This is a genomic window from Chromobacterium alticapitis, from assembly GCF_002924365.1.
In the GTDB taxonomy this organism is placed as follows: Bacteria; Pseudomonadota; Gammaproteobacteria; order Burkholderiales; family Chromobacteriaceae; genus Chromobacterium; species Chromobacterium alticapitis.
Genome location: NZ_PQWB01000017.1, coordinates 333,102 through 355,157 on the forward strand (window position 1 = coordinate 333,102; position 22,056 = coordinate 355,157).

Here is a 22,056-nt window from a genome sequence, read left to right on the forward strand (position 1 = left end):
CAGAGGGAGCGATGGGAAAAATGGAAGAAAGCCCGTTCAAGGGCAAGAAGGGTCTGACGCGGCTGATCAATGCCTTCGGCTATTCGCTGGACGGCCTGAAGGCGGCGCTGCGCCATGAGGACGCCTTCCGCCAGCTGAGCATCCTGGCCCTGATCCTCATTCCCATGGCCTTCGTCGTCCATACCACGCCGCTGGCGCGCGCGCTCTTGGTGGCCAGCAGCCTGGCCACGCTGATCATCGAGCTGCTCAATTCCGCGATCGAGGCGGCGGTGGACCACACCTCGCTGGAGCGCCATCCGTTGGCCAAGCGCGCCAAGGACATGGGCAGCGCGGCCCAGCTCTTGGGCCTGATCAATCTGGCCACAGTGTGGGGCATCGTGCTGTTCGGCTGAGGGAACCGCCAGGACTTATCCGGCTCTGACTATCAGGCCCTGCCATGCTGGCGGGGCCTTTTTTCATGTCGGAACGGGAGATGCGATATGTGGATATCGCCGCAGCAGGCGGGCGTCGAGGAGTGGGTGCAGAACCTGGCGCTATGGCTGAAACTGGGCGTGGAGGCCTGTGGCGCGCTGATCATAGGTGCGGGGGTGTTGCTGGCGGCTGGCCGTTGCCTGCGGCAGCGCCTGGCCGGGCGCCCCAGCGATTACAACCAGCTGCGGCTGACCTTTGCCCGCTTCCTGGCGCTAGCCTTGGAGTTGCAGCTGGCGGCGGACATCTTGTCCACCGCCGTGGCGCCGAGCTGGGACCAGATAGGCAAGCTGGGGGCCATCGCCGTGCTGCGCACGGCGCTGAATTACTTCCTGGCGCGGGAAATCCGCGAGGCGGAGGGGAGCCGTGCGGCGGCTTAATTACGGTTGGCGGCGGTATAGATAGCCTGGATAGACGCGGATGCAGCCGGGCTCTTCCTGCACCTGGCCCTGTTCGCCCAACAGCTGCCAGCGCGAATCGCGCGCGATCAGCGTGCGGTAGACCGGGCTGCCGGCGCGGTAGAACATCAGGTCCTGGCCGCGGAAGGCGTCCAGCGGCAATAAGGGCCGCTGCGAGGCCGGAATCAGCATCGCGGTGGTATGCGCGGCCATCTCGGCGATCTGCTCGCGGTCGGCCGCGGACAGGCCGAGGAAGGCGATCAGGAAGGCTAGCGGCAGCAGCAGGTACTGGTGGTCGGCGAGGCTGAGCAGGGTGAGTATGCTGGCTCCGGTGAACAGGAAATGACTGCTGACTTTCATGATGCGGCGATCTCAAAAAATAAAACGCCGCCGGCCGGAGCAGGGCTGCTGCGTCCGGCATGCCAGGGCGGCGCGCGCCGTCGGAAGCTCGGCGGCAGGTACAGCCGGATGATAGCGCATGCGTTGCGCTGAATCGCAATAGAATCAGATGCTTGTTGATGCTGTTGGCGTGGGCGCAACGCTGGCGCAGCTTGGCCGCATGGACCAAAAACGCAACGGCGGGCGCAAAAAAACCGCTCCGAGGGGGAGCGGTTTCGGTCAGCGCGCTTACGCCTCTTCGGCGGGGGCGGCGTCCTTGCCTTCCGGCGGCGCGATCTGCTCGGCGTAGCCGCATTCCTTCTGCGGGCATACCTTCTCGGTGCCGCGGCGCTTGGTGGTCTTGATCGTCAGAATCGGCCAGTTGCACTTCGGGCACGGTTCGGCGATGGGCGGGTTCCAGGTCGCGTACTTGCACTTCGGATAGGTGTTGCAGCTGTAGAACAGCTTGCCGTAGCGGCTCTTGCGCTCGATCAGCTGGCCGGTCTTGCATTCCGGGCAGGTGACGCCGGTTTCGCGCGGCTTTTCCAAAGGCTCGATGTGCTTGCACTTCGGGTAATTGGCGCAGCCGATGAACTTGCCGTAGCGGCCCTTCTTGATGTGCAGCTCGCCGCCGCAATCCGGGCAGGAGCGGCCCTCGATCACCGTCGGCGCTTCCGCCTCTTCCGCCGCCTGCTCGGCGGTTTCGCCGATATTGCGGGTGTAGTCGCAATCCGGATAGCCGGTGCAGGCGATGAAGCGGCCGCGCTTGCCGAACTTGATCGACAGCGGTTTGCTGCATTTGGGACAGGCTTCGTCCAGGCTTTCCGTGGTGACTTCGGCGCGGGAGATGCTTTCCTTCTCGTCGATCTGCTTCTTGAAGCCCTTCCAGAAAGTATCCATCACCGGCACCCACTGGCGGCCGCCGTTGGCGATCTCGTCCAGCTGGTTTTCCAGCTTGGCGGTGAAGTTGTAGTCGACGTATTGCGCGAAGTGCTCGGTCAGGAACTTGTTGACGATGTCGCCGGTGTCCGTGGGCAGGAAGCGCTTCTTGTCCAGGATTACGTACTCGCGGTCTTTCAGCGTCGAGATGATGCTGGCGTAGGTGGACGGGCGGCCGATGCCGAATTCTTCCAACGCCTTCACCAGGCTGGCTTCGGAGAAGCGCGGCGGCGGCTGGGTGAAGTGCTGGTCGCCGTACAGCTTGTCCACCGGCAGTTCTTCGCCCTCGGTCAGCAGCGGCAGCTTGGCGTTGTCCTCGTCTTCCGCGTCGTCCACGTCTTCTTCGTACACGGCGAGGAAGCCGGCGAAGGTCTGCACCTGGCCGCTGGCGCGGAACACGCCTTCGCCCACCTGGATGTCCACGCTGGTGGTGTCGAACTTGGCCGGGGCCATCTGGCAGGCCAGGGTCCGCTTCCAGATCATGTCGTACAGCTTGAACTGGTCGGTGGTCAGGAAAGGCTTCACCATTTCCGGCGTGCGCAGGATGGACGTCGGCCGGATGGCCTCGTGCGCTTCCTGGGCGTTCTTGGCCTTGCTCTTGTAGACCGCCGGGTTCTTGGGCAGGTAGTCCGCGTCCCATTTCAGGCCGATGTAGCCGCGGATTTCCTCCACTGCCTCATTGGCCAGCGCCACCGAGTCGGTACGCATATAGGTGATCAGGCCGACCGTGCCTTGGCCGATGTCCATGCCCTCATACAGCTGCTGCGCGGTGCGCATGGCGCGGTCGGTGGTCATGCCCAGCTTGCGCACGGCCTCCTGCTGCAGCGTGGAAGTGGTGAACGGCGCGGCGGGGCTGCGCGATTTCTTTTTCTTCTCGATGTTGCTTACGGAGGCCGGCAAGCCCTGCAGGCGGGCGAGCACGGCTGCCTGTTCGGCCTCGTTGGGGAGGTCGAACTGGTCCAGCTTTTTGCCGGCGAGCTGGGTCAGCTTGGCGCTGAACTTGGTGCGGCTCTTGTGGCTGTCCAGGTGGATGGACCAGTATTCCTGCTGCACGAAGGCCTTGATCTCGTTCTCGCGTTCGCAGATCAGGCGCAGCGCCGGACTCTGCACGCGGCCGGCGGACAGGCCGCGGCGTATTTTCTTCCACAGCAGCGGCGACAGATTGAAGCCCACCAGGTAGTCCAGCGCGCGGCGCGCCTGCTGCGCGTCCACCAGGTCCTGCGCGATCTCGCGAGGGTTCTGGATGGCGTCCAGCACCGCGTTCTTGGTGATTTCGTGGAATACCACGCGCTGGGCGGTCTTGTCCTTCAGCAGCTTCTTGCTGTTGAGGATCTGCACCAGGTGCCAGGAAATGGCCTCGCCTTCGCGGTCCGGGTCAGTCGCCAGGTAGACGTGGTCGGCCTCGCGCACCGCGCTGACGATGGCGTCGACGTGCTTGCTGTTGCGCGCGATCAGCTGGTACTTCATGGCGAAGTCTTTTTCCGGATCGACAGCGCCGTTCTTCGGCACCAGATCGCGCACATGGCCGTAGGAGGCCAGGACCTCGAAGTCCGGGCCCAGGTATTTTTTCAGCGTCTTCGCCTTGGACGGCGATTCGACGATCAGGAGACTGGTGGGCATATTATCTTTTCAGCGAAATTCAAGGCCGGACGCGCCCGGCCGACACATCTTGTTATATCCGTCAAACGAAACAAGAGCGCAAGGGCGCTCTTGAACACAATAGGCAGGTTGACTAATCGGCGGCATGTTAAGCCGACGGCCCGGGCCTGACAAGTTATTGCATGGTCGGCTCGCCATGCACCGCTTCCAGCAGCGCCTCGCCCAGCAGGATGGGCAATTCGGCCTGTTGCGCCCACAGCACCATCAGCACCAGCAGTTTGGTGTTGTCGACGTCCAGGTCCTCGCTGTCCAGCTCCAGCAGCCGGTCTATCACCATTTCACGCTGGGCCGGCGTCAGGGCGCCGTTGTCTTCCAGGAACTGCAGCAGGCCGCGCACGTCGACAGGAATGTGTTCCAGCTCGCTGTCGGCGTAGACGCGCAGGCCGCTGCCCTCGTCCGCGCCCAGGTAGGGTTCGACGCTGGTTTCGCCGACGCTGTCCAGCCAGTCCAGCGCTTCGCCGATCTCGTCTTCCTCGAAACCGGCGGCGCCAAGCTGGCGGGTCAGGGCGCCGCGGTCGCCGAAGGCCGCGGGGTCGCTGTATTGCTCGAATAAATAGGTGAGTACGTCAAACATGGCCTGATTTCTGAGAGTGAACGCCGCGCGTTCAGTTTTGTGCCAGACGTTGGTAGCGGCCTCCGGCCATGCTGGCCACCCGGCCGTCCAGCTCCAGTTCGAGCAGCATCGCGTAAACCTCCGCCACAGTCAACCCGACGGCGTCCGCCAGTTCATCGGCCAGGATGGGTTCGCAGCCCATTGCGTCCAGCAGCGGAGAGCCCGGAGCGGTGTCGTGCGGCGCGGCCGCCGGCATGGCGGCCGGCAGGCGGCCCACCTCGTCCAGCACCTCGTCCGGGGTCTCCACCAGCCGCGCGCCGTCCTTGATCAGCCGGTGGCAGCCGCGCGCCTGGGCGTTGTGGATGCTGCCCGGTATCGCCATCACCTCGCGATTGCTCTCCATCGCCAGCCGCGCGCTGATCAGCGAGCCGGAGGCGGTGCCGGCCTCCACCACCAGGCAGCCGCGGGCCAGGCCGGCGATGATGCGGTTGCGGCGCGGGAAGTTGCCGGAAAGCGGGCCGATGCCCAGCGGAAATTCGGACAGGATCAGGCCTTCCGCCGCGACGCGGTGGGCGAGCAGGCGGTTGGACGCCGGATAGACGCGGTCTATGCCGGTGCCTATCACCGCGATGGTGGACGCCGGGTGCGCCAGCGCGCCGAGATGGGCGGCGGCGTCTATGCCGCTGGCCAGGCCGCTGACTATGGTGTAGCCGTGCGCGGCCAGGGCGGAGGCGAAGTCCTCGGCGTTGCGCTTGCCTTGCGGCGTGGCGGCGCGGCTGCCGACGATGGCCAGCATGGGCCGCGCCAGCAGTTCGCGCCGGCCGCGCGCGAACAGCAAGGGCGGCGGCGAGGCGGCTTCGGCCAGTTGCGGCGGGTAGTCGTCGTCCAACAAGGAAATCAGGTGGCAGCCTTCGCCGGCGGCCCAGGCCTGCGTCGCGTCGACAGATTCGGCCGCGGCGCCGTTTTGCAGCGCCTCGGCGGCTTCCCGGCCTATCAGCTTCTCGGTTTGCGCCGCGCGGGCGCCGGCGGCGGCCTCGGCCGAGCCGAAGGCGTCGATCAGCTTCAGGAAACCCACCGGACCGATGCCGGGCGTCAGCGCGAGGCTGAGCCAGGCGCGGGAGGGGCCGCTCATTCGCTCTCCGGGGAGGCTATGCCGTCGCCGACATAGAGGGCGCCGTCGCTGTTCAGCACCAGGGCGTAGGACAGCTTGTCGAAGACGCGGTAGACGAACATCTCGCCGGCCTGTTCGGTCGGCAGTTGCGCCTTGCGCTTCTTGCCGGCGTCGTCGCGGATCACGATGGCGCCGCCTTTCTTGAAGATGCCGAACACCATGCCCGGCTCCACGCCGTCGGCGGCGCCCAGATTGATCGCTACGGTGGAGAACTGCGCCGCGCCGGCCACGCCCTGATAGGTGGAGACGATCTTGCCGCGCAGCTCGGCGGGCGCAGGATGCGGGACGTAATTGACGAAGGACTGCTTGGGCGCGCGCACCAGATGGTCGCCCACCAGCACTTCGCCGGCCACGCTGCGGATGTGCAGGGTCTGGATGTCCGGGCGCAGCTTGTCTACCACCAGATCGCCCCCATATATGGCTTCGACGCCGAGCGCCTGATGGCTGTCCGGGTCCGTCAGCTGCTTGCCCAGCCGATAGGCCTGCCAACTGCCTGTCTCATTGACGCCGCTGGCGTAGACGCGGTCGCCGGAACTGAGGCTCAGGTGCTCATCCGGGCCGGCGACCAGGCGCGGACCGGTGGCGAACTGCTGCGGATCGACCACCAGCGGACGGACCAGGAACGGTTCGATGGCGTCGGCCGGAATGCTGGAGACGGCCTGGTCCAGTTGCTCGGCGCGTGCCTGCGGCGACAGCTTGACCTCGCGCGGCGCGCCGGCGTCCAGCGACAGCCTGGGCCGTCCGTCCGCATAGTCCAGCGTCAGCACGTCGCCGGGATAGATCCAGTGAGGGTTGCGCACCTGTTCGCGGTTCATCCGCCACAGCTGAGGCCATTGCCAGGGGTTGTTCAGATAATGGCCGGCGATGCTCCACAGCGTGTCGCCGCGGCTCACGGTGTAGCGCGACGGCGCGTCCGGCTTGACCGTCAATTCGTCGGCCCACGCGGGAAGGGACAGCGCCAAGGCCAGGGCAAGCGATATAATGCGCTTAAGCATGAATGGATTCCAATTCTTGAAGCCGGCCGGAATGCGCGCCGGCCGAGGCTGAACGAAGCTGCGTCGAACCGCTCTATTATCGACGCGGGCGCAGCGATACGACAACTTGGAGTGAATGAATAGAATGGCGCTGTTGAACATTTTGCATTACCCGGACGAACGTCTGCACACGGTAGCCGCGCCGGTGGAGGTTTTCGACGCCGCGTTGAAGCAGCAGATCGACGACATGTTCGAAACCATGTACGAGGCCAAGGGCATAGGCCTGGCGGCCACCCAAGTGGACTATCATCGCCGGCTGGTGGTGATGGACATCTCGGAGGAGCGCGACGAGCGCCGGGTGTTCATCAACCCGGAAATCGTCGAAAAGGACGGCGAGACCGTTTACGAGGAAGGTTGTCTGTCGGTGCCTGGCATTTATGACAAGGTCACCCGCGCCGAGCGGGTCAAGGTCAAGGCGCAGGATAGCGACGGCAAAACCTTCGAGCTGGAGGCCGACGGCCTGCTGGCGATCTGCATCCAGCATGAGCTGGACCACCTGAACGGCGTGGTCTTCGTCGAGCGGCTGTCGCAGATGAAGCAGCAGCGCATCAAGACCAAGCTGAAGAAGCGCGAAAAACAGAATATGTAAGCCCGCCGCGAGGCAGGCGATGGACGGCGCCGCGGGACGGCGCCGTTGTCATTAGCGGGAAACAAGCCAATGAAATTGATTTTTGCCGGCACGCCGGAATTCGCCGCCGCTGCGCTGCGCGCGCTGATTGACGCGGGCCATGAGATACCGCTGGTGTTGACCCAGCCGGATCGCCCGGCCGGCCGCGGCATGAAGCTGAAGCCCAGCCCGGTCAAGGAAGTGGCGCTGGCCAACGGCCTGCGCGTGGAGCAGCCGGAAAAGCTGCGCGGCAACCTGGAGGCGCAGCAGATGCTGCGCGACGTGGGCGCAGAGGTGATGGTGGTGGCGGCCTACGGCCTGATCCTGCCGCAGGACGTGCTGGAGATTCCGGCGCGCGGCTGTTTGAACATTCACGCGTCCCTGTTGCCGCGCTGGCGCGGCGCCGCGCCCATCCAGCGCGCCATCCTGGCCGGCGATGCCGAAACCGGCATCACCATCATGCAGATGGACGTAGGCCTGGACACTGGCGACATGCTGAGCGTCCACCCGGTGGCCATCGCCGCCGACGAAACCGCCGCCACGCTGCACGACAAGCTGGCCGCCTGCGGCGCGCAAGCCATCGTGTCCACGCTGGCGCAACTGGAGCGGATCGCGCCGGAGAAGCAGCCGGAGGCGGGCGTCACTTACGCGCAGAAGCTGAGCAAGGCCGAAGCTCAGGTCGACTGGACGCTGCCGGCCGAGGACGTGGCTCGCGCCATTCGCGCCTACAATCCGGCGCCGGGCGCTTTCACCCAGCTTAACGACGAGCCCTTGAAGCTGTGGATGGCCAGCGCCGAGACCGGCGCGGCCGAGCCGGGCGTGGTGGTATCCGCCGACGCTGACGGCGTGCTGGTGGGAGCGGGTGTCGGCCTGGTGCGGCTGAGCGTGTTGCAGGCGGCTGGCGGCAAACGGCTGGCCGCGCGCGATTTCGTCGCCGGCCGAGCCAGCCTGGCGGGAACCAGGCTGGGGGAATGAGGCTCCAAGCATCTGTTTGATGGACAAGCGGGTTTCGAGAGGGAGAGCATGAACGACAACTGGTTGAAGACCACGGTGCTGATGGCGGCCATCATGGCCTTGTTCGCGCTGATAGGCGGCATGCTGGGCGGCAAGGGCGGCATGCTGCTGGCGCTGGTGTTCGGAGGCGGACTCAATGTGTTCGCCTGGTGGAATTCCGACCGCATGATGCTGTCCATGTACAACGCGCAGGAGGTGGACGCCAATAGCGCGCCCGAGTTCTACAGCATGGTGGCGGAACTGGCGCAGCGCGCCGGCCTGCCCATGCCGCGCGTCTACGTGATCCACGAGGAGCAGCCCAACGCCTTCGCCACCGGCCGCGATCCGGCCAATGCCGCCGTGGCCGCCACCAGCGGCATCATGCGCATGCTGGACTACCGCGAGCTGCGCGGCGTGATGGCCCACGAGCTGGCCCACGTCAAGCACCGCGATACCCTGATCTCCACCATCTCGGCCACCATGGCCGGCGCCATTTCCGCGTTGGCCAACTTCGCCATGTTCTTCGGCGGCCGCGACGAGAACGGCCAGCCGGTGGGTCTGCTGCCGCGTCTCGCCGTCGCTTTCCTGGCGCCGGTGGCCGCCAGCCTGATCCAGATGGCGATCTCGCGCGCGCGCGAGTTTGAAGCGGACCGCGGCGGCGCCGAGATCTCCGGCGATCCGCTGGCGCTGGCCTCCGCCTTGCAGAAGATCGAATACTACGCTCAGGGCATAGCCATGCCGACCGCCGAGGCGCACCCGGAAACGGCGCAGATGATGATCATCAATCCGCTGTCCGGCGGCGGCAGCCTGGGCGAGCTGTTCCGCACCCACCCGCATACCGAGGAGCGCATCGCGCGGCTCAACGACATGGCGCGCGGCGTCTATTAAGCGTTTATTATCGGTATCCTTGCCATGGGCCAGTCCGCAGCGGACTGGCCTTGTTTCATCGAGAGAATCGACATGCATCACATTCAGCGGCTGGCCGCAGACATCCTGGGCCGCATCGAGGCCGGCACCACCCTGACCGACGCGCTGGCCGAGGCGCAGCGTCAGCAAACGCAGCTCACGCCGGCTGAGCGCGGCGCCTTGCAGGACCTGAGCTACGGCAGCCTGCGCCATCTGGGCACGCTACGCCATTGCCTGCGCCAGCTGGTGCCGCGGCCGCTGCCCGAGCCGCAACTGGAGCGCCTGCTGCTGGTGGCGCTGTACCAGCTGCAGCACACGCGAGCCGCGCCGTACGCAGTGGTGAACGAAGCCGTCACCTCGGCCGCCGGCATCGCCCGCGGCAAGTTCAAGGGCCTGGTCAACGGCGCGCTGCGCAATTTCCAGCGCCGGCGCGAGGAGATACTGGCTGAGGCGGCGGGCGACGAAATCGCGTCGGCCAATCACCCCGGCTGGTGGGTGGAGCGGCTGCGGCAGGCTTATCCGGAACAGTGGCGCGCCGTGCTGGACGCCGGCAACAGCCACCCGCCGCTGACCTTGCGCGTCAATCGCCGCCAAGGCACGGTCGCGGATTATCTGGCCCGGCTGGAGGCCGCCGGCATGGCGGCCGTGGCTTTAGGCGATGACGCCGTGCAGCTGGCTAAACCGGTGGCGGTGCGCGAGCTGCCGGGATTCGACGACGGCGCGGTTTCGGTGCAGGACGAAGGCGCGCAGCGCGCGGCGCATTGGCTGGATCTGGCCCCCGGCATGCGCGTGCTGGACGCCTGCGCGGCCCCCGGGGGCAAGACTGGGCATATGCTGGAGCTGGCGGGTATCGAGATGACGGCGCTGGACATAGACGCGGGCAGGCTCGGCCGGGTGGCCGACAATCTGGAGCGGCTGGGCTTGACTGCAGAGCTGCGCGAGGCCGACGCGGCGAAGCCGGAAACCTGGTGGGACGGCCGGCCGTTCGACCGCATCCTGGCCGACGTGCCGTGCTCGGCTTCGGGCGTGGCGCGCCGCCATCCGGACATCAAATGGCTGCGCCGCCCCGGCGATTTCGCCGCGCTGGGCAGGCAGCAGGCGGCGATGGCCGACGCGCTGTGGCCGCTGCTCGCCAGCGGCGGCAAAATGCTATACGCTACCTGCTCGATTTTTCCGGAAGAGAACTGCCAGCAATTGGAGAACTTCCTGAGGCGCCACCCGGACGCGGTGCGGCTGAAAGAGGAGCAACTGCTGCCCTGTGAGCGTCATGACGGCTTTTATTACGCGCTGCTTCAAAAAAATTAGCCTGATCGGGCTGTTGCTGTGCTGCCTGGCCACCGCGGCCTGGGCAGACACCATCGCCTCCCGCCGGGCCGAGGCCGAGGTGATGCCGGACGGCACGCTGTCGGTCAGCACCCGCTTCCTGACGCGGTTGACGCCCAGCTTGAACGAGGCGCTGCAGCAAGGCGTGGTGCTGGGTTTCCGGCTGGAATTCCAGCTGACCAAGCCCCGCAGCACGTCCTATTACCTGAGCTTGCGCGAATGGTTCGATCCGCACGCGCAGCTCGGCTTCAAATTGTCCTATCAGCCGCTGACCGGCCGCTACCGGGTCAGCATAGGCTCGCTCTCCAACTACTATCCCACCCTGCGCGAGGCGCTGGCCACCATAGGCGCGATCCAGGGCTGGCGCGTGCTGAATCCCGGCACGCTTGATCCGAAGAAGGCGGGGGCCGTAGCCGGCCAAGTGAGGCTGATGCTGGATATCAGCGAGCTGCCCAAGCCCTTCCAGATGAACGCGCTGGGTTCCGACGACTGGACGCTGGAGTCGGACTGGATCAAGCTCGACATGAAGGATGCCGGCTGATGCGCTACGCCACCATCGCGATGGCGACCGTGGGCGCGATCCTGCTCTATCTGCTGGCCGTGGCCACCGGCAACGCCTCCAAGCTCAACGACTACTACTGGTGGGTGTTCGGCCTGAACAGCCTGCTGCTGTTCGCCCTGCTCAGCGTGGTGGCGCGACAGCTGCTGCGGCTGCGCCAACGGGTGCGCAACCGCGTGTTCGGCGCCAAACTGACGCAAAAGCTGGCGCTGATGTTCGCCGGCGTCGCGTTGGTGCCGGGCCTTCTGGTGTTCACCGTGTCGGCGCAATTCCTGACGCGCAGCATAGAGAGCTGGTTCGACGTCAAAGTGGAGGCCGCGCTGGACCGCGGCCTGGTGCTGGGGCGCAGCGCGCTGAACTATGTGCTGGAAGATGTCGGCCGCAAGGGCCAGCTGGTGCTGGACGAAGTGCAGCCGCTGGAAGACGGCAAGCTGGCGGGGAGGCTGGATCGGCTGCGGGATCAGCTAGGGCTGAAGGAAATCGCCGTGTTCAACCGCGGCAACGGCCAGCTGCTGGCCTTCGCTGGCGACAAGACCCCGGCCAGGCTGTCGCGGGAAACCCTGCGAGCGGTACGCGCGCAGCATCCGCAGCACAGCATAGAGAACGACGGCAACAACGGTCTGACGCTACGCGTGCTGCAGGCTTACCGCTCGCCGGGCGAGGAAACCCGGGTGCTGCTGCTGAGCCAGGCCGCGCCGGCCGACATCAGCCGCGACGCGGAGCAGATCGAAAGCGCGCGTTCCGAGTACCGCCAGCTGTTGCTGGCGCGCCATGGGCTGCGCACCTTCTACATGCTGACGCTGGCGCTGGCCGTGCTGTTGGCGCTGACCGCGGCCCTGGCTTTCGCGCTGTTCCTGTCCGAACGCTTGTCCGCGCCGCTGTCCGAGCTGGCCGCCGGCGCGCGCGCGGTGGCGCAGGGCGACTTTTCCAAGCGCCACCCGGTATACCGCCGCGACGAGCTGGGCATGTTGACCACGCTGTTCAACCGCATGACGCAGCAATTGGAAGAGGCGCGGCAGCAGGCGGAGAGAAGCCGCGGCGAGCTCGAAGGCGGCAAGCTTTATCTGGAAAGCATCCTGGCCAACCTGTCTGCCGGCGTCATCGCCTTCGGCGGAGACTGGCAGATCCGCGCCGCCAACAGCAGCGCCTCGCGCATTCTCGGCGTGGAATTCGGCCGGCTGGCCGAGCATCGCTTCCCGGAGTGGGGGAGCGAGATGCCGGCGGTGGCGCCGCTGGTGGAAACCGTGATGCAGCATGCCGACAGCGATGTGGAGACCGACTGGCAGACCCAGTTGAATTATGAAACCAGCCATGGCGAGCGCACGCTGCTGGTGCGCGGCGCGCGGCTGCCGGAGCATTCGGACGACGGTTATGTGCTGGTGTTCAACGACATCACCGAACTGGCGCGGGCCCAGCGCGACGCGGCCTGGGGCGAGGTGGCCAAGCGGCTGGCGCATGAAATCCGCAACCCGCTCACCCCCATTCAACTGTCCGCCGAACGGCTGGCGATGAAACTGGCAGACAAGCTGGAAGGCCCCGACGCCGACATGCTCAAGCGCTCCACCGACACCATCATCAAACAGGTGGGCGCATTGAAAAGCATGGTGGACGCCTTCCGCGATTATGCCCGCGCGCCCAAGATCAAACTGGTCAAGCTTGATCTCAATCAGGTGATTCGAGAGGTGATGACTCTTTACGAATCCAATCCTGCTGTTAAGATTGCGCTGGAAGACATGCCGCTGATGATTATGGGCGATGCCGCCCTGCTGCGTCAGGTGCTGCATAATCTGATGCAGAACGCCCAGGATGCAGTCCTTGACGTTGGCATCCCGATGATTCAAATTAGCAGCCGACAAGAAGAAGGAAACGCGCTCGTCTGCGTCGAGGACAATGGCGCCGGCTTCAATCCGGACGTCCTCAGGCGCGCGTTCGAGCCTTATGTGACTAGCAAAGCCAAGGGCACCGGTCTGGGACTGGCCGTGGTCAAGAAGATTATGGAAGAACACCATGGTCAGGTCATTTTGGGGAATGCCGAACGGCAAGGCGCGCGCGTCCTTCTCTCCCTGCCATTGCTGGAGGCCTAATGCGTAGCAGCGATATTTTGATTGTGGACGACGAGATCGGTATTCGAGAACTGCTCTCCGAGATCCTGCAGGACGAAGGTTATACCGTGGCCCTGGCGGAAAACGCCGAGGTGGCGCGGCAGTTGCGCAACCAGACGCGTCCCGCGCTGGTGCTGCTCGACATCTGGATGCCCGATTGCGACGGCGTGACCCTGCTGAAGGAGTGGGCCAAGTCCGGTCTGCTCAATATGCCGGTAGTCATGATGTCCGGCCACGCCAGCATAGACACCGCGGTGGAAGCCACCCGCATAGGCGCATTCGACTTCCTGGAAAAGCCCATCGCCTTGCAGAAGCTGCTGACCACCGTGCAGCGCGCGCTGAAGTATGGCGATATGCAGGCCAACACCTCGCTGAACCTGGACAAGCTGGGCCGCAGCGAGCCCATCCAGGAGCTGAAGCGCCAGCTGGAGCGCGTGGCCAAGGTCAAATCGCCGGTGCTGCTGACCGGCGAATCCGGCTCCGGCTTCGAGCTGGTGGCGCGCTTCTTCCACCAGGGCAATACGCCCTGGGTGACGCCGGCCAAGCTGGAACAGCTGGCCGACGCGCCGCTGGAACTCTTGCAGAAGGCCAACAACGGCGTGCTGTATCTGCCGGAAATCGGCCAGTACAGCCGCCGCGTGCAGCAGGGCCTGCTATTCCTGCTGTCCAAGCTGGACCGCTTCAACGTGCGTCTGATCTGTTCCTGCAGCCGTCCGCTGCAGGAGCTGCTGGTGGACCCGGAGTGCGACAACCGCCTCTTGACCGCGCTGTCCAGCGTGATCGTGCCCATCCCGCCGCTGCGCGAGCATTCCGAGGACATCACCTTCATCGCCGAGCAAATCCTGGTGGAGCTGGTGGAGTCCAAGCAGGTGCCGGCGCGCAAGCTGACCACCGCCGCGCTGAACGCGATGCGCCAGTACGATTGGCCGGGCAATCTGGAGCAGCTGCGCAGCATCATCAAGAGCCTGGCGCTGACGGCGGAGTCCGACGAAGTGGACGCCTCCGAGGTCAACAAGGTGCTGGCGCAGTTCCGCCACGAAAAGCCGGTGGAGGAGTCGGGCTTCGACTTCAACATCCCGCTGCGCGAATTGCGCGAACAGCTGGAGCGCCGCTATTTCGAGTACCACATCTCGCTGGAAAACGGCAATATGAGCCGAGTGGCGCAGAAAGTGGGCCTGGAGCGGACTCACCTGTACCGCAAGCTCAAGCAGCTGGGCATCAAGTTCGCCCGCAAGGTGGCGGAGGAGTAAGGCGAAACGCCTGATGTCGCATTGCGGTAATGTTGGGCTTCGCTTTGCTCAGCCCAAGCTGCGAGGCGCGCCTTGCCTCAGGCGTTTTGCTCGACAAAAATCGCTTATCGACGCCAGCCCCCTCAGGGCTGGCGTTCCGCATTCTGGAGCATGAATATGGAACACCCGCGCGAACTGGACGACGAGGCGCTGCTGCGCTACAGCCGGCACATCCTGTTGCCGGAGATAGACATAGCGGGCCAGCGCCGGCTGCTGGCCGCGCGGGCGCTGATCGTCGGCGCCGGCGGGCTGGGCTCGCCGGTGGCGCTGTATCTGGCCAGTGCTGGAGTCGGCCATCTGACCATCGTCGACGACGACAGGGTGGAGCTGTCCAATCTGCAGCGGCAGATCGCCCACGACACGGCCAGTCTGGGCCAGGGCAAGGCTGAATCGGCGGCGCGGCGCATGCGGGCTTTGAATCCGGACATCGAGGTCCGGCCTTTGGCCGAGCGTTTGTCGGGCGACCGGCTGATGGAGGAGGCGGCCGCGCACGATCTGGTGTTGGATTGCTCGGACAATTTTGCCACCCGCCACGCGGTCAACCGCGCCTGCGTGGCCGCGCGCGTGCCCTTGGTGTCCGGCGCGGCGGTGCGTTTCTCCGGCCAACTGGCGGTATTCGACAGCCGCGACGCCGCCTCGCCGTGCTACCACTGCCTGTTTCCGGACGAAGGCGAGGCCAGCGACGGCCCATGCGCGACGTTTGGCGTGCTGTCGCCCTTGGTGGGCGTGATCGGCAGCCTGCAGGCGGTGGAGGCGGTCAAGCTATTGGCCGGCATCGCGCCGGCGCTGGGCAAGCTGACCTTGTACGACGCGCTGGGCGGCGGCTTCAAGCAGATCCGCGTGCCGCGCGATCCGGCTTGCGCGGTGTGCCGGTAGGGCGGAAGCCCGGCTAAAGCCGGGCGTTCCGCCTGATGGCGCTATCGATCAGCGAAGATATTCTTTAAGTAAAGCATCGGGGTCTGAGAAATCAGATGGGTCTTCGAGACTGGCTAAATGGTTGCATATGATTATGAAATCTTCTTCTGCGATGTATGCTTGAAAGTGGTTGGCATGTTTGGATGAAACTGCATTGGCATATGACCGACCAGTTGCGGTGAGCGCCTGACGCAGCTGCTCCGGATCGTCAATTTCTACGTCAAAGTCCTGTGATGATAGATAAAGTAACTTGCCATTCGGACTATAAGTTGTTGGAGGGCACCGTCCATCCAATTCTGGTGAAGCCTTCCTGACGGTTTCAAAACTTGCTGTAGAAAAGTACCCATCCCAATCAAAATGTTTTCTTGGCATCATTGATGTTCCTGAGTGTCGGGAAGTTGTATGCAAATATTCCGTAGTGCGCGTTAGCTTAGCCATCCCCGCGAACTGCGTGCCGGCCAACTCATGCCAGATGGCGACGCATGGCGGAACGCCCCGCAGGGGCTTCCGCCCTACGGGGGGGTTACAGATGCTGCTCGATCAGCTTGCGCACTTCGGCGAAGTCCATCACGCCGACGTAGCGCTTGATGATGTTGCCCTGCTTGTCGATCAGGAAGGTGGTGGGGGCGAGCTGGATGTCGCCGAAGGCCTTGGCCACGTCGCCTTGAGTGTCCAGCGCGACGAAGAAGGGCAGCTGATACTTGGCGACGAAGCTCTGCACGTAGTTGGGCGGGTCATAGCTCATCGCCACCGCCAGCACATTCAGACCTTTGCCGGCGTAGTCCTGATGCAGCTTCTTGATCTCCGGCATTTCCTCGACGCAGCCGGGGCAGCTGGTGGCCCAGAAGTTGACCAGCACCACCTTGCCCTTCAGCGCGGCCGTGCTGGTGCTGACGCCGGCCAGCGAAGTCAGCTTGACCTCCGGCGCCGGCTGGCGCGAGAACAGCAGGGAATAGGCGATGCCGGCAACCGCCAGGACTGCCACCAGGATCAGCAAACCTTTCTTCATCTTGTCTTCCTAATTGCGTCTCAGGCCGACTTGGCCTGTATCAGTTCCAGCGCGTCGCGCAGCGGGCCTTCCAGCACCACGGCCTTGTTGGCGCGGGCGTCGAATACCACGAAGGTGACGTCGGCCTGGGCCACCAGGGTGTCCGTGCCGTCCAGCAGCACGCGCTGGTGGATCACCGCGCTGCGGTTGCCTATGGACTTGACCGTGCTTTCGATGACCAGCAGCTCGCCCATGGTGGCCGGACGGGCGTAGTCGATATTGATGTTGACCACGGCCAGGGCCAGGCCGCTTTGCAGGAATTGCGGCAGCGCGCCGCTGTCCTCGAAGCAGTTCCAGCGCGCTTCTTCCAGGAACTCCAGGTAGCGCGCGTTGTTGACGTGGCCGAACAGGTCCAGATGATAGCCGCGAACCTTGATCCGTGTTTCATGCGCCATGTGTTTTCCCCTCTTTGGTGTGTTGGCGTAGCGTTAATCGGCGCCGCCGTCCAGGTCCAGCGGCGTGAACGCTTCGCGCTCCAGCGGCTCAGGGACCAGGTCGGTCAGCACAGAATGGATTTCCACCTTGAACCATTGCTGGAACAGGTTGGGACTGATGTTCTGCGGCCACAGGTTCTCATCCTCGCACCAGTCGGCGAGCTCGGCCTCGAACAGCTGGCGGTAGCTTTGCTGGACGAAGCGGCGCGCCGCGTCGGCGTCTTCGGCCGGGGGAATCAGCAGCGCGTTGCAGTCTGCGGCCAGCGCCTCCAGCGTCAGCTGCGGGTCTATGGCGCCGGGCAGGCTTTTCAGCCAGGCGAGAAACGGGGCTTGCGGGCGCAGAAGCGCCAGGCTGCGGTTGACTTCAAACATGATGCATCCTTGTTCAATGGCTGGACAACAGGTTATCGCGGGTGAAAACGAATTTGCGGTTGATGCGCAGCGTCGAGTTGCTCTTCGCCAGCGCGGGCGGAAACGGCGCGAACGGCGCGGCCAATTCGACGATGTGTTGGGCGGCTTGATCCAGAATCGGCGAGCCGGATGAACGGCTGACGCGCATGCTGCGCAGGCTGCCGTCGGCGGCGATGGTTACGTCCAGCGTCACCGAGCCGTGCAGATCGCGGCGGCGGGCCTCCTCCGGATAGTTCAGATTGCCTATGCGCTCCACTTTCAGCTGCCAGTCCGCCTGGTAACGCGCCCAAGGATAGCTGCGCGCCGCTTCGGCCGGATTGGCGTTGTTTGGGCCGCTCTCCTTGTCGTTGTCGGCCGCGGCGTTATCGCCGCCGCGCGACAGCGCGCCCACCTGCGCGAGCAAGGAGCCGGTGCTGACCTTGGCGGCTGGCGGCGTGGCCGGCAGTTTGGCTGGGGCGGGCGCGGAGCGGACGATGGGGTTGAGCGGCGCGGCGGTTTGTTCCGGCGCGGCCGGCGCGGCAGTGGGCTTGGGCGGCGCGCTGCGGCTGAGCAGTTGGCGCGCTTGCGCGGTGTTGCCGGCGCCTTGGCGGTTGTCTTCGGCCACGCGTTCCGTTGCCGGCGCGGCGGCGGCCGGCGCCAGGCGCGGCCGCAGGCTGATCTGCAGCGGGCTGGGCGCGCTGGCCGGCGCGGGCTGCGAGGCGAAGCCGCCCAGGCTCAGCAGCGCCAGGTGGGCCAGCAGCGAGACGCCCGCCATCAGCCATAGCGGGCGGTTGTCGGGCGCGGAGGGGCGGGAGCGGTGCAGACGATCGGCCATGTCGAGTTTCCGGACTTTGCCGGAGTGTAGCACGGTCGGATGCGAAAACGCCGCGGCGGCGCGCGGCGTTCGGCGGGCGCGCCCGGCTTATTTTTCCAGCAGGCTGCGCAGCATCCAGGCGGTTTTTTCGTGGACTTGCAGGCGCTGGGTCAGCAGGTCGGCGCTAGGTTCGTCGCCGGCGTGCTCCACCACTTCGAAGATGCTGCGAGCGGTGCGGCAGATGGTTTCGTGGCCGTCCACCAGCTGGCGGATCATTTCCTCGGCCTTGGGCGGCGTGCCGGCGGCTTCCGCGATGGAGGTCAGGCGGGCGTAGTCGGCGTAGCTGCCCGGCGCGTAGTGGCCCAGCGCGCGGATGCGCTCGGCGATGGCGTCCACGGCCAGCGACAGCTCGGTGTACTGGGTTTCGAACATCAGGTGCAGGGTGTTGAACATCGGCCCGGTGACGTTCCAGTGGAAGTTGTGCGTCTTCAGGTACAGGGTGTAGCTGTCGGCCAGCAGGCGGGACAGGCCGTCCGCGATATGTTGGCGGTCTTGCTCATTGATGCCGATATCCATGATTTTGCTCCTGTGTGGCGGCCGTGCAGCCTGGCCGCGTTTTGGTCTACACTCCCCGTTTTGTCGGGAAATGGCGATGAAACCCTGGTTGTCGTGCCAAGCCGGCCGCGTGCGCCTGACGCTGCACGTTCAGCCCGGCGCCAAGAAAACGGAGCCGGCTGGCGAGCACGGCGAGTGTCTGAAGATCCGGCTGGCCGCGCCCCCGGTGGACGGTAAGGCCAACGCGGCGCTGCTGCTCTGGCTGGCGGACCGTTTCGACGTGGCCAAGCGCGACGTGATCCTGCTGTCCGGCGACAAGAGCCGGCACAAGGTGGTGGAGATCCACTGCGATCTCGCCGTCGAGGCTGTGCTGGCTCTGTTCGATCTTCACTGAAGGCGGCGGCCGGGTGGCGTGTCCTCATCCACCCTGTGGTATTCGCCTTCTATGATATCGCCGTTTTGCGCCGGCCCCGCAGCGGGGCCTGGGCTAGGGCCTGCCGTGCGCAGTTGGATGTCGGGTCCTTTCAGCGGCAGCAACAGCAGGATGGCTGCGAGGTCGCTGAGCAGGCCGGGCAGCAGGAACAGCAGGCCGGCCAGGGCGTAGCGCAGCGGCCACAGCAGCGAGTACAGCGATACCTTGTCGCCCTGGCGCAACACGCTGCCCAGGGTCAGCAGCGCGCCCAGCTTCTGGTTGCGCAGCATCCACAGGCCAAGCAGGGAGGATAGGATGACCAGCATGAAAACGGCGAAGCCGCCGATGCGGCCGGCCAGCGCCACCAGCGCGGCGATTTCGGCGAACGGGTAGATCAGCAACAACAAGGGGAGTGCGCGCATCGTGAATTCTTTTCCATCTGACGAATGTGTAATTGTAGTTTGCAACGCGCCGGATGCGGAGACGGCCGGGCGCATCGCGGAAGCTTTGGTGGGCGAGCGGCTGGCTGCCTGCGTCAACATCCTGGCGCCTTGCCGCTCGGTCTACCTGTGGCAGGGAGCGGTCGAGCGTAGCGAGGAAGTGCCGTTGCTGATCAAGACCCGCCGCGACGCTTACCCGCGGCTGGAGGCGAGACTGCAAGCGCTGCATCCGTATGAGGTGCCGGAAATCGTCGCCTGGCCCTTGGTCATGGGCTTGCCCTCTTACCTGACATGGGTATCGGACAGCGTGGTTTCAAGTGGCGAGGCCGGTTGATTCGCCCTTCAGTTGCGACTTCTCAGCTTGGCGATCGTTCCCGTTTCGCATTGGATTTTGAAAAAATATTCAAGAACATCTTGACTGGCCTGAAGGGTTTCATTATAGTTCCGGTCTCTCGCATGGGTCGTTAGCTCAGCTGGTAGAGCAGCGGACTTTTAATCCGTTGGTCGCAGGTTCGAATCCCGCACGACCCACCATGCTTGATATTATGTATTACATGTCCCGGACGGGTCGTTAGCTCAGCTGGTAGAGCAGCGGACTCTTAATCCGTAGGTCGAAAGTTCGAATCTTTCACGACCCACCATCCAGACATGTGCCGTACTGTTGTGCGGGTCGTTAGCTCAGCTGGTAGAGCAGCGGACTTTTAATCCGTTGGTCGCAGGTTCGAATCCCGCACGACCCACCAGTCAGATCGGTGATCAGTTTCCAGGATGGGTCGTTAGCTCAGCTGGTAGAGCAGCGGACTCTTAATCCGTAGGTCGAAAGTTCGAATCTTTCACGACCCACCACCATCCTGCATGATCGCGGCAGTTTTTCTCGCTGGGTCGTTAGCTCAGCTGGTAGAGCAGCGGACTCTTAATCCGTAGGTCGAAAGTTCGAATCTTTCACGACCCACCAGCATTCTTCAAAAAGCCCGGCGTTTCGACGCCGGGCTTTTTGTTTTTCCGCGGCCGCGGTGTCGCCGCGCGCAAGCTTGCCGCATAATGGCTGCCGGATTCCAAATGATTCTGCAAGGGGGCGTGATGAATAAGCTGACGAAGGTCGGGCTGCTGCTGGCGGTTTTATGGAGCGGCGCCGCATTGGCGCAGACAGTCGATGAGCAGCTGTTAGCGGCGCAAATGGCTTTTCAGCAGGCGGAGAGCCAGCAGCAGAAGTCGGACAAGCGCTTGAAGGATGCTCAGGATGCCAAGACGCTGGCCGAACAGAAGCTGGCCGGGGCTCAGGCCGCGCTGGACAAGGCCGATGCCGAGCTGACCGCCGCCACGGCGGCGCAGAACCAGGCGCAGCAGGCTTCGCAGCAGGCTACGCAAACGCTGCAGCAGGCCTGGCAGCGCAAGGAAGGCGCCCAGTAAACGCTATTGGCCGCGCAACTGGCGGTAGCGCTGCAGATCTTGTTGCATTTTTAGCTTAAAAGCTTCGATCTCGGCATGTTTGGCCGCCATTTGGGTTTGCAGATCCTTTTGTTCGCGCTGCAGCACCTGCTGGTTGTGCAGGGTGTTGGCGGGCGGCGTCTGGCGCAGCTTCTGGCTGAGCGCCAGGTCTTTTTGCAGATCGCGCTGCTGGATGGCCAGGCCCTGGGCGCGCAGTTCCTGGGCGTGGTAGGCCGATTGCAGCACGGCGAGCTGCTTGGCGCGGTCGGCTTGCAGATCGGCCAAGGTGGAGTAGCTCTGGACCAGCGCCTGGTCGTGGCGGGCGGCTTCCTGCTGTTTTTGTTGCAGCTGCCGCGCGGCGGCGGCAGAAGCTTCGCGGCTTTGCCGTTGCGCCTCGCTCTCGGCCGGTTTTCTCACGGTGCCCTGCCGGCTGAGTTCGGCCACGCCGCGGCTCTGGTTCTGCAGCGGCGGGGCGTCGCTGTAATGCGTCTTGCCGGTCTCATCCAGCCATTTGTACACATCGGCATGGGCCAGTGAGCACAGCAGCAGAAGAGGCCCGGCGAGGCGCTTCATCAGTAATCGACTCCGTATTGGGCGCGGTAGGCGCGCACCGCGTCGAGGTGGGCTGCCATTTCCGGATGGTTTTCCAGATAGCCCAGCAGGTCTTTCAGCGTGGCGATGGCCACCACCGGCAGGCCGTGCTGCTTGGCCACTTCCTGCACCGCGGACAGTTCGCCCTGGCCGCGCTCCATGCGGTCCAGCGCGATGGCCACGCCGGCAGGCTCGGCGCCGGCGGCGCGTATCATTTCCACGGATTCGCGCACCGAAGTACCGGCCGAGATCACGTCGTCTATGATCAGCACCTTGCCCTTGAGCGGCGCGCCGACCAGGGTGCCGCCTTCGCCGTGGTCTTTGGCTTCCTTGCGATTGTAGGCGAAGGGCACGTTGCGGCCTTGCTCGGCCAGCGCCATGCCGGCGGCGGCGGCCAGGATGATGCCCTTGTAGGCGGGGCCGAACAGCATGTCGAACTCGACGCCGCTCCGCTGGATGGACTGGGCGTAGAAGCGCGACAGCTTCAGCGTGGACTCGCCGTCGTTGAACAGGCCGGTGTTGAAGAAGTACGGCGATTGGCGTCCCGCCTTGGTGATGAACTCGCCAAACTTCAAAACCTGCTTGTCGAGCGCAAAACGAATAAACTCTTGACGGAAATCGCTCATCTTCACTCCTTGATGAAATCGTTA

The 22,056-nt window shown here is 64.7% G+C and carries 27 protein-coding genes and 5 tRNA genes; 18 read left to right on the plus strand and 14 right to left on the minus strand.

The genetic code is table 11. The features are described from left to right. Positions 1–11: 11 nt before the first annotated feature. The gene (locus tag C2I19_RS05405; RefSeq protein WP_103901687.1) at positions 12–392 is read left to right on the plus strand and encodes a diacylglycerol kinase; all 381 of its coding nucleotides are present in this window, start codon (positions 12–14) and stop codon (positions 390–392) included. 87 nt (positions 393–479) lie between these two features. Further along, entirely contained in the window at positions 480–848 is a 369-nt protein-coding gene (locus C2I19_RS05410; protein WP_103901688.1) for a DUF1622 domain-containing protein, read from the plus strand. On the opposite strand, the gene C2I19_RS05415 is transcribed toward C2I19_RS05410, so the two are convergent. The 5 genes from C2I19_RS05415 to C2I19_RS05435 form a co-directional block, all read right to left on the minus strand. Beyond that, positions 849–1,226 carry a hypothetical protein gene (locus tag C2I19_RS05415; protein ID WP_103901689.1) on the minus strand — a complete coding sequence of 126 codons (378 nt, stop codon included), beginning with the start codon at positions 1,224–1,226 and terminating at the stop codon, positions 849–851. Positions 1,227–1,493: 267 nt separating this feature from the next. Continuing rightward, positions 1,494–3,803, minus strand: a complete 2,310-nt coding sequence (gene topA, locus C2I19_RS05420) for a type I DNA topoisomerase (RefSeq protein ID WP_103901690.1) — start codon at positions 3,801–3,803, stop codon at positions 1,494–1,496. A gap of 154 nt (positions 3,804–3,957) precedes the next feature. Beyond that, positions 3,958–4,416, minus strand: a complete 459-nt coding sequence (locus C2I19_RS05425; protein WP_103901691.1) for a Smg family protein — start codon at positions 4,414–4,416, stop codon at positions 3,958–3,960. A gap of 31 nt (positions 4,417–4,447) precedes the next feature. After that, positions 4,448–5,527: a DNA-processing protein DprA gene (gene dprA / locus C2I19_RS05430; RefSeq protein WP_103901692.1), complete on the minus strand. Its 1,080-nt coding sequence runs from the start codon at positions 5,525–5,527 to the stop codon at positions 4,448–4,450. Then, the gene (locus tag C2I19_RS05435) at positions 5,524–6,561 is read right to left on the minus strand and encodes a LysM peptidoglycan-binding domain-containing protein (RefSeq protein ID WP_103901769.1); all 1,038 of its coding nucleotides are present in this window, start codon (positions 6,559–6,561) and stop codon (positions 5,524–5,526) included. Before C2I19_RS05435 ends, dprA begins: the two co-directional genes overlap by 4 nt. Positions 6,562–6,685: 124 nt before the next feature. Here C2I19_RS05435 and def point away from each other — a divergent pair, with 124 nt between their 5' ends. The 8 genes from def (at position 6,686) to C2I19_RS05475 (ending at position 15,255) form a co-directional block, all read left to right on the plus strand. After that, the gene (gene def, locus C2I19_RS05440; protein ID WP_103901693.1) at positions 6,686–7,189 is read left to right on the plus strand and encodes a peptide deformylase; all 504 of its coding nucleotides are present in this window, start codon (positions 6,686–6,688) and stop codon (positions 7,187–7,189) included. Between the two features lie 69 nt (positions 7,190–7,258). After that, the gene (gene fmt / locus C2I19_RS05445; protein WP_103901694.1) at positions 7,259–8,182 is read left to right on the plus strand and encodes a methionyl-tRNA formyltransferase; all 924 of its coding nucleotides are present in this window, start codon (positions 7,259–7,261) and stop codon (positions 8,180–8,182) included. A gap of 48 nt (positions 8,183–8,230) precedes the next feature. After that, complete coding sequence (gene htpX / locus C2I19_RS05450) at positions 8,231–9,088, plus strand: zinc metalloprotease HtpX (protein WP_103901695.1); 858 nt, start codon at positions 8,231–8,233, stop codon at positions 9,086–9,088. Between the two features lie 66 nt (positions 9,089–9,154). Next, entirely contained in the window at positions 9,155–10,411 is a 1,257-nt protein-coding gene (gene rsmB / locus C2I19_RS05455) for a 16S rRNA (cytosine(967)-C(5))-methyltransferase RsmB (protein ID WP_439647039.1), read from the plus strand. After that, positions 10,374–10,970 carry a DUF4390 domain-containing protein gene (locus tag C2I19_RS05460; protein ID WP_103901696.1) on the plus strand — a complete coding sequence of 199 codons (597 nt, stop codon included), beginning with the start codon at positions 10,374–10,376 and terminating at the stop codon, positions 10,968–10,970. Before rsmB ends, C2I19_RS05460 begins: the two co-directional genes overlap by 38 nt. Further along, entirely contained in the window at positions 10,970–13,072 is a 2,103-nt protein-coding gene (locus C2I19_RS05465) for a sensor histidine kinase (protein ID WP_103901697.1), read from the plus strand. The genes C2I19_RS05460 and C2I19_RS05465 overlap by 1 nt, the downstream gene beginning before the upstream one ends. Next, a complete protein-coding gene (locus tag C2I19_RS05470; protein ID WP_103901698.1) occupies positions 13,072–14,340 on the plus strand; it encodes a sigma-54-dependent transcriptional regulator in 1,269 nt (422 codons plus the stop codon). Before C2I19_RS05465 ends, C2I19_RS05470 begins: the two co-directional genes overlap by 1 nt. Before the next feature lie 156 nt (positions 14,341–14,496). After that, positions 14,497–15,255 carry a HesA/MoeB/ThiF family protein gene (locus C2I19_RS05475; RefSeq protein ID WP_103901699.1) on the plus strand — a complete coding sequence of 253 codons (759 nt, stop codon included), beginning with the start codon at positions 14,497–14,499 and terminating at the stop codon, positions 15,253–15,255. Positions 15,256–15,303: 48 nt separating this feature from the next. On the opposite strand, the gene C2I19_RS21690 is transcribed toward C2I19_RS05475, so the two are convergent. The 6 genes from C2I19_RS21690 to C2I19_RS05500 form a co-directional block, all read right to left on the minus strand. Beyond that, complete coding sequence (locus C2I19_RS21690; protein WP_146056745.1) at positions 15,304–15,669, minus strand: hypothetical protein; 366 nt, start codon at positions 15,667–15,669, stop codon at positions 15,304–15,306. Between the two features lie 148 nt (positions 15,670–15,817). Next, a complete protein-coding gene (locus C2I19_RS05480) occupies positions 15,818–16,303 on the minus strand; it encodes a TlpA family protein disulfide reductase (RefSeq protein WP_103901700.1) in 486 nt (161 codons plus the stop codon). 20 nt (positions 16,304–16,323) lie between these two features. After that, complete coding sequence (locus C2I19_RS05485) at positions 16,324–16,737, minus strand: acyl-CoA thioesterase (RefSeq protein WP_103901701.1); 414 nt, start codon at positions 16,735–16,737, stop codon at positions 16,324–16,326. Positions 16,738–16,770: 33 nt separating this feature from the next. Next, positions 16,771–17,148, minus strand: coding sequence for a VacJ (locus tag C2I19_RS05490; protein ID WP_103901702.1), 378 nt, complete (start codon positions 17,146–17,148; stop codon positions 16,771–16,773). Positions 17,149–17,161: 13 nt separating this feature from the next. After that, entirely contained in the window at positions 17,162–18,001 is an 840-nt protein-coding gene (locus tag C2I19_RS05495) for an energy transducer TonB (RefSeq protein WP_103901703.1), read from the minus strand. 87 nt (positions 18,002–18,088) lie between these two features. Beyond that, complete coding sequence (locus C2I19_RS05500; RefSeq protein ID WP_103901704.1) at positions 18,089–18,556, minus strand: Dps family protein; 468 nt, start codon at positions 18,554–18,556, stop codon at positions 18,089–18,091. 76 nt (positions 18,557–18,632) lie between these two features. On the opposite strand from C2I19_RS05500, the gene C2I19_RS05505 reads away from it, so the two are divergent. After that, positions 18,633–18,929, plus strand: coding sequence for a DUF167 domain-containing protein (locus C2I19_RS05505; RefSeq protein WP_103901705.1), 297 nt, complete (start codon positions 18,633–18,635; stop codon positions 18,927–18,929). On the opposite strand, the gene C2I19_RS05510 is transcribed toward C2I19_RS05505, so the two are convergent. Continuing rightward, positions 18,923–19,369, minus strand: coding sequence for an FxsA family protein (locus C2I19_RS05510; protein ID WP_103901706.1), 447 nt, complete (start codon positions 19,367–19,369; stop codon positions 18,923–18,925). The genes C2I19_RS05505 and C2I19_RS05510 overlap by 7 nt on opposite strands. A 1-nt stretch (position 19,370) precedes the next feature. On the opposite strand from C2I19_RS05510, the gene cutA reads away from it, so the two are divergent. From cutA to C2I19_RS05545, 7 genes are all read left to right on the plus strand, one after another. Next, a complete protein-coding gene (cutA, locus tag C2I19_RS05515) occupies positions 19,371–19,721 on the plus strand; it encodes a divalent-cation tolerance protein CutA (RefSeq protein WP_103901707.1) in 351 nt (116 codons plus the stop codon). A gap of 124 nt (positions 19,722–19,845) precedes the next feature. Beyond that, positions 19,846–19,921 (plus strand) — tRNA-Lys (locus C2I19_RS05520). A 31-nt stretch (positions 19,922–19,952) separates the two neighbouring features. Next, positions 19,953–20,028: transfer RNA gene (locus tag C2I19_RS05525), tRNA-Lys, on the plus strand. 26 nt (positions 20,029–20,054) lie between these two features. Continuing rightward, positions 20,055–20,130 (plus strand) — tRNA-Lys (locus C2I19_RS05530). A 27-nt stretch (positions 20,131–20,157) separates the two neighbouring features. Next, positions 20,158–20,233, plus strand: a tRNA-Lys gene (locus C2I19_RS05535). Between the two features lie 33 nt (positions 20,234–20,266). Beyond that, positions 20,267–20,342: transfer RNA gene (locus C2I19_RS05540), tRNA-Lys, on the plus strand. Between the two features lie 125 nt (positions 20,343–20,467). Beyond that, entirely contained in the window at positions 20,468–20,797 is a 330-nt protein-coding gene (locus C2I19_RS05545) for a hypothetical protein (RefSeq protein WP_146056746.1), read from the plus strand. Positions 20,798–20,800: 3 nt separating this feature from the next. Here C2I19_RS05545 and C2I19_RS05550 read toward each other — a convergent pair whose 3' ends face one another. Next, complete coding sequence (locus C2I19_RS05550; protein ID WP_103901709.1) at positions 20,801–21,388, minus strand: DUF4124 domain-containing protein; 588 nt, start codon at positions 21,386–21,388, stop codon at positions 20,801–20,803. Continuing rightward, the gene (gene pyrE / locus C2I19_RS05555; protein ID WP_103901710.1) at positions 21,388–22,032 is read right to left on the minus strand and encodes an orotate phosphoribosyltransferase; all 645 of its coding nucleotides are present in this window, start codon (positions 22,030–22,032) and stop codon (positions 21,388–21,390) included. Before pyrE ends, C2I19_RS05550 begins: the two co-directional genes overlap by 1 nt. Between the last annotated feature and the right edge of the window lie 24 nt (positions 22,033–22,056).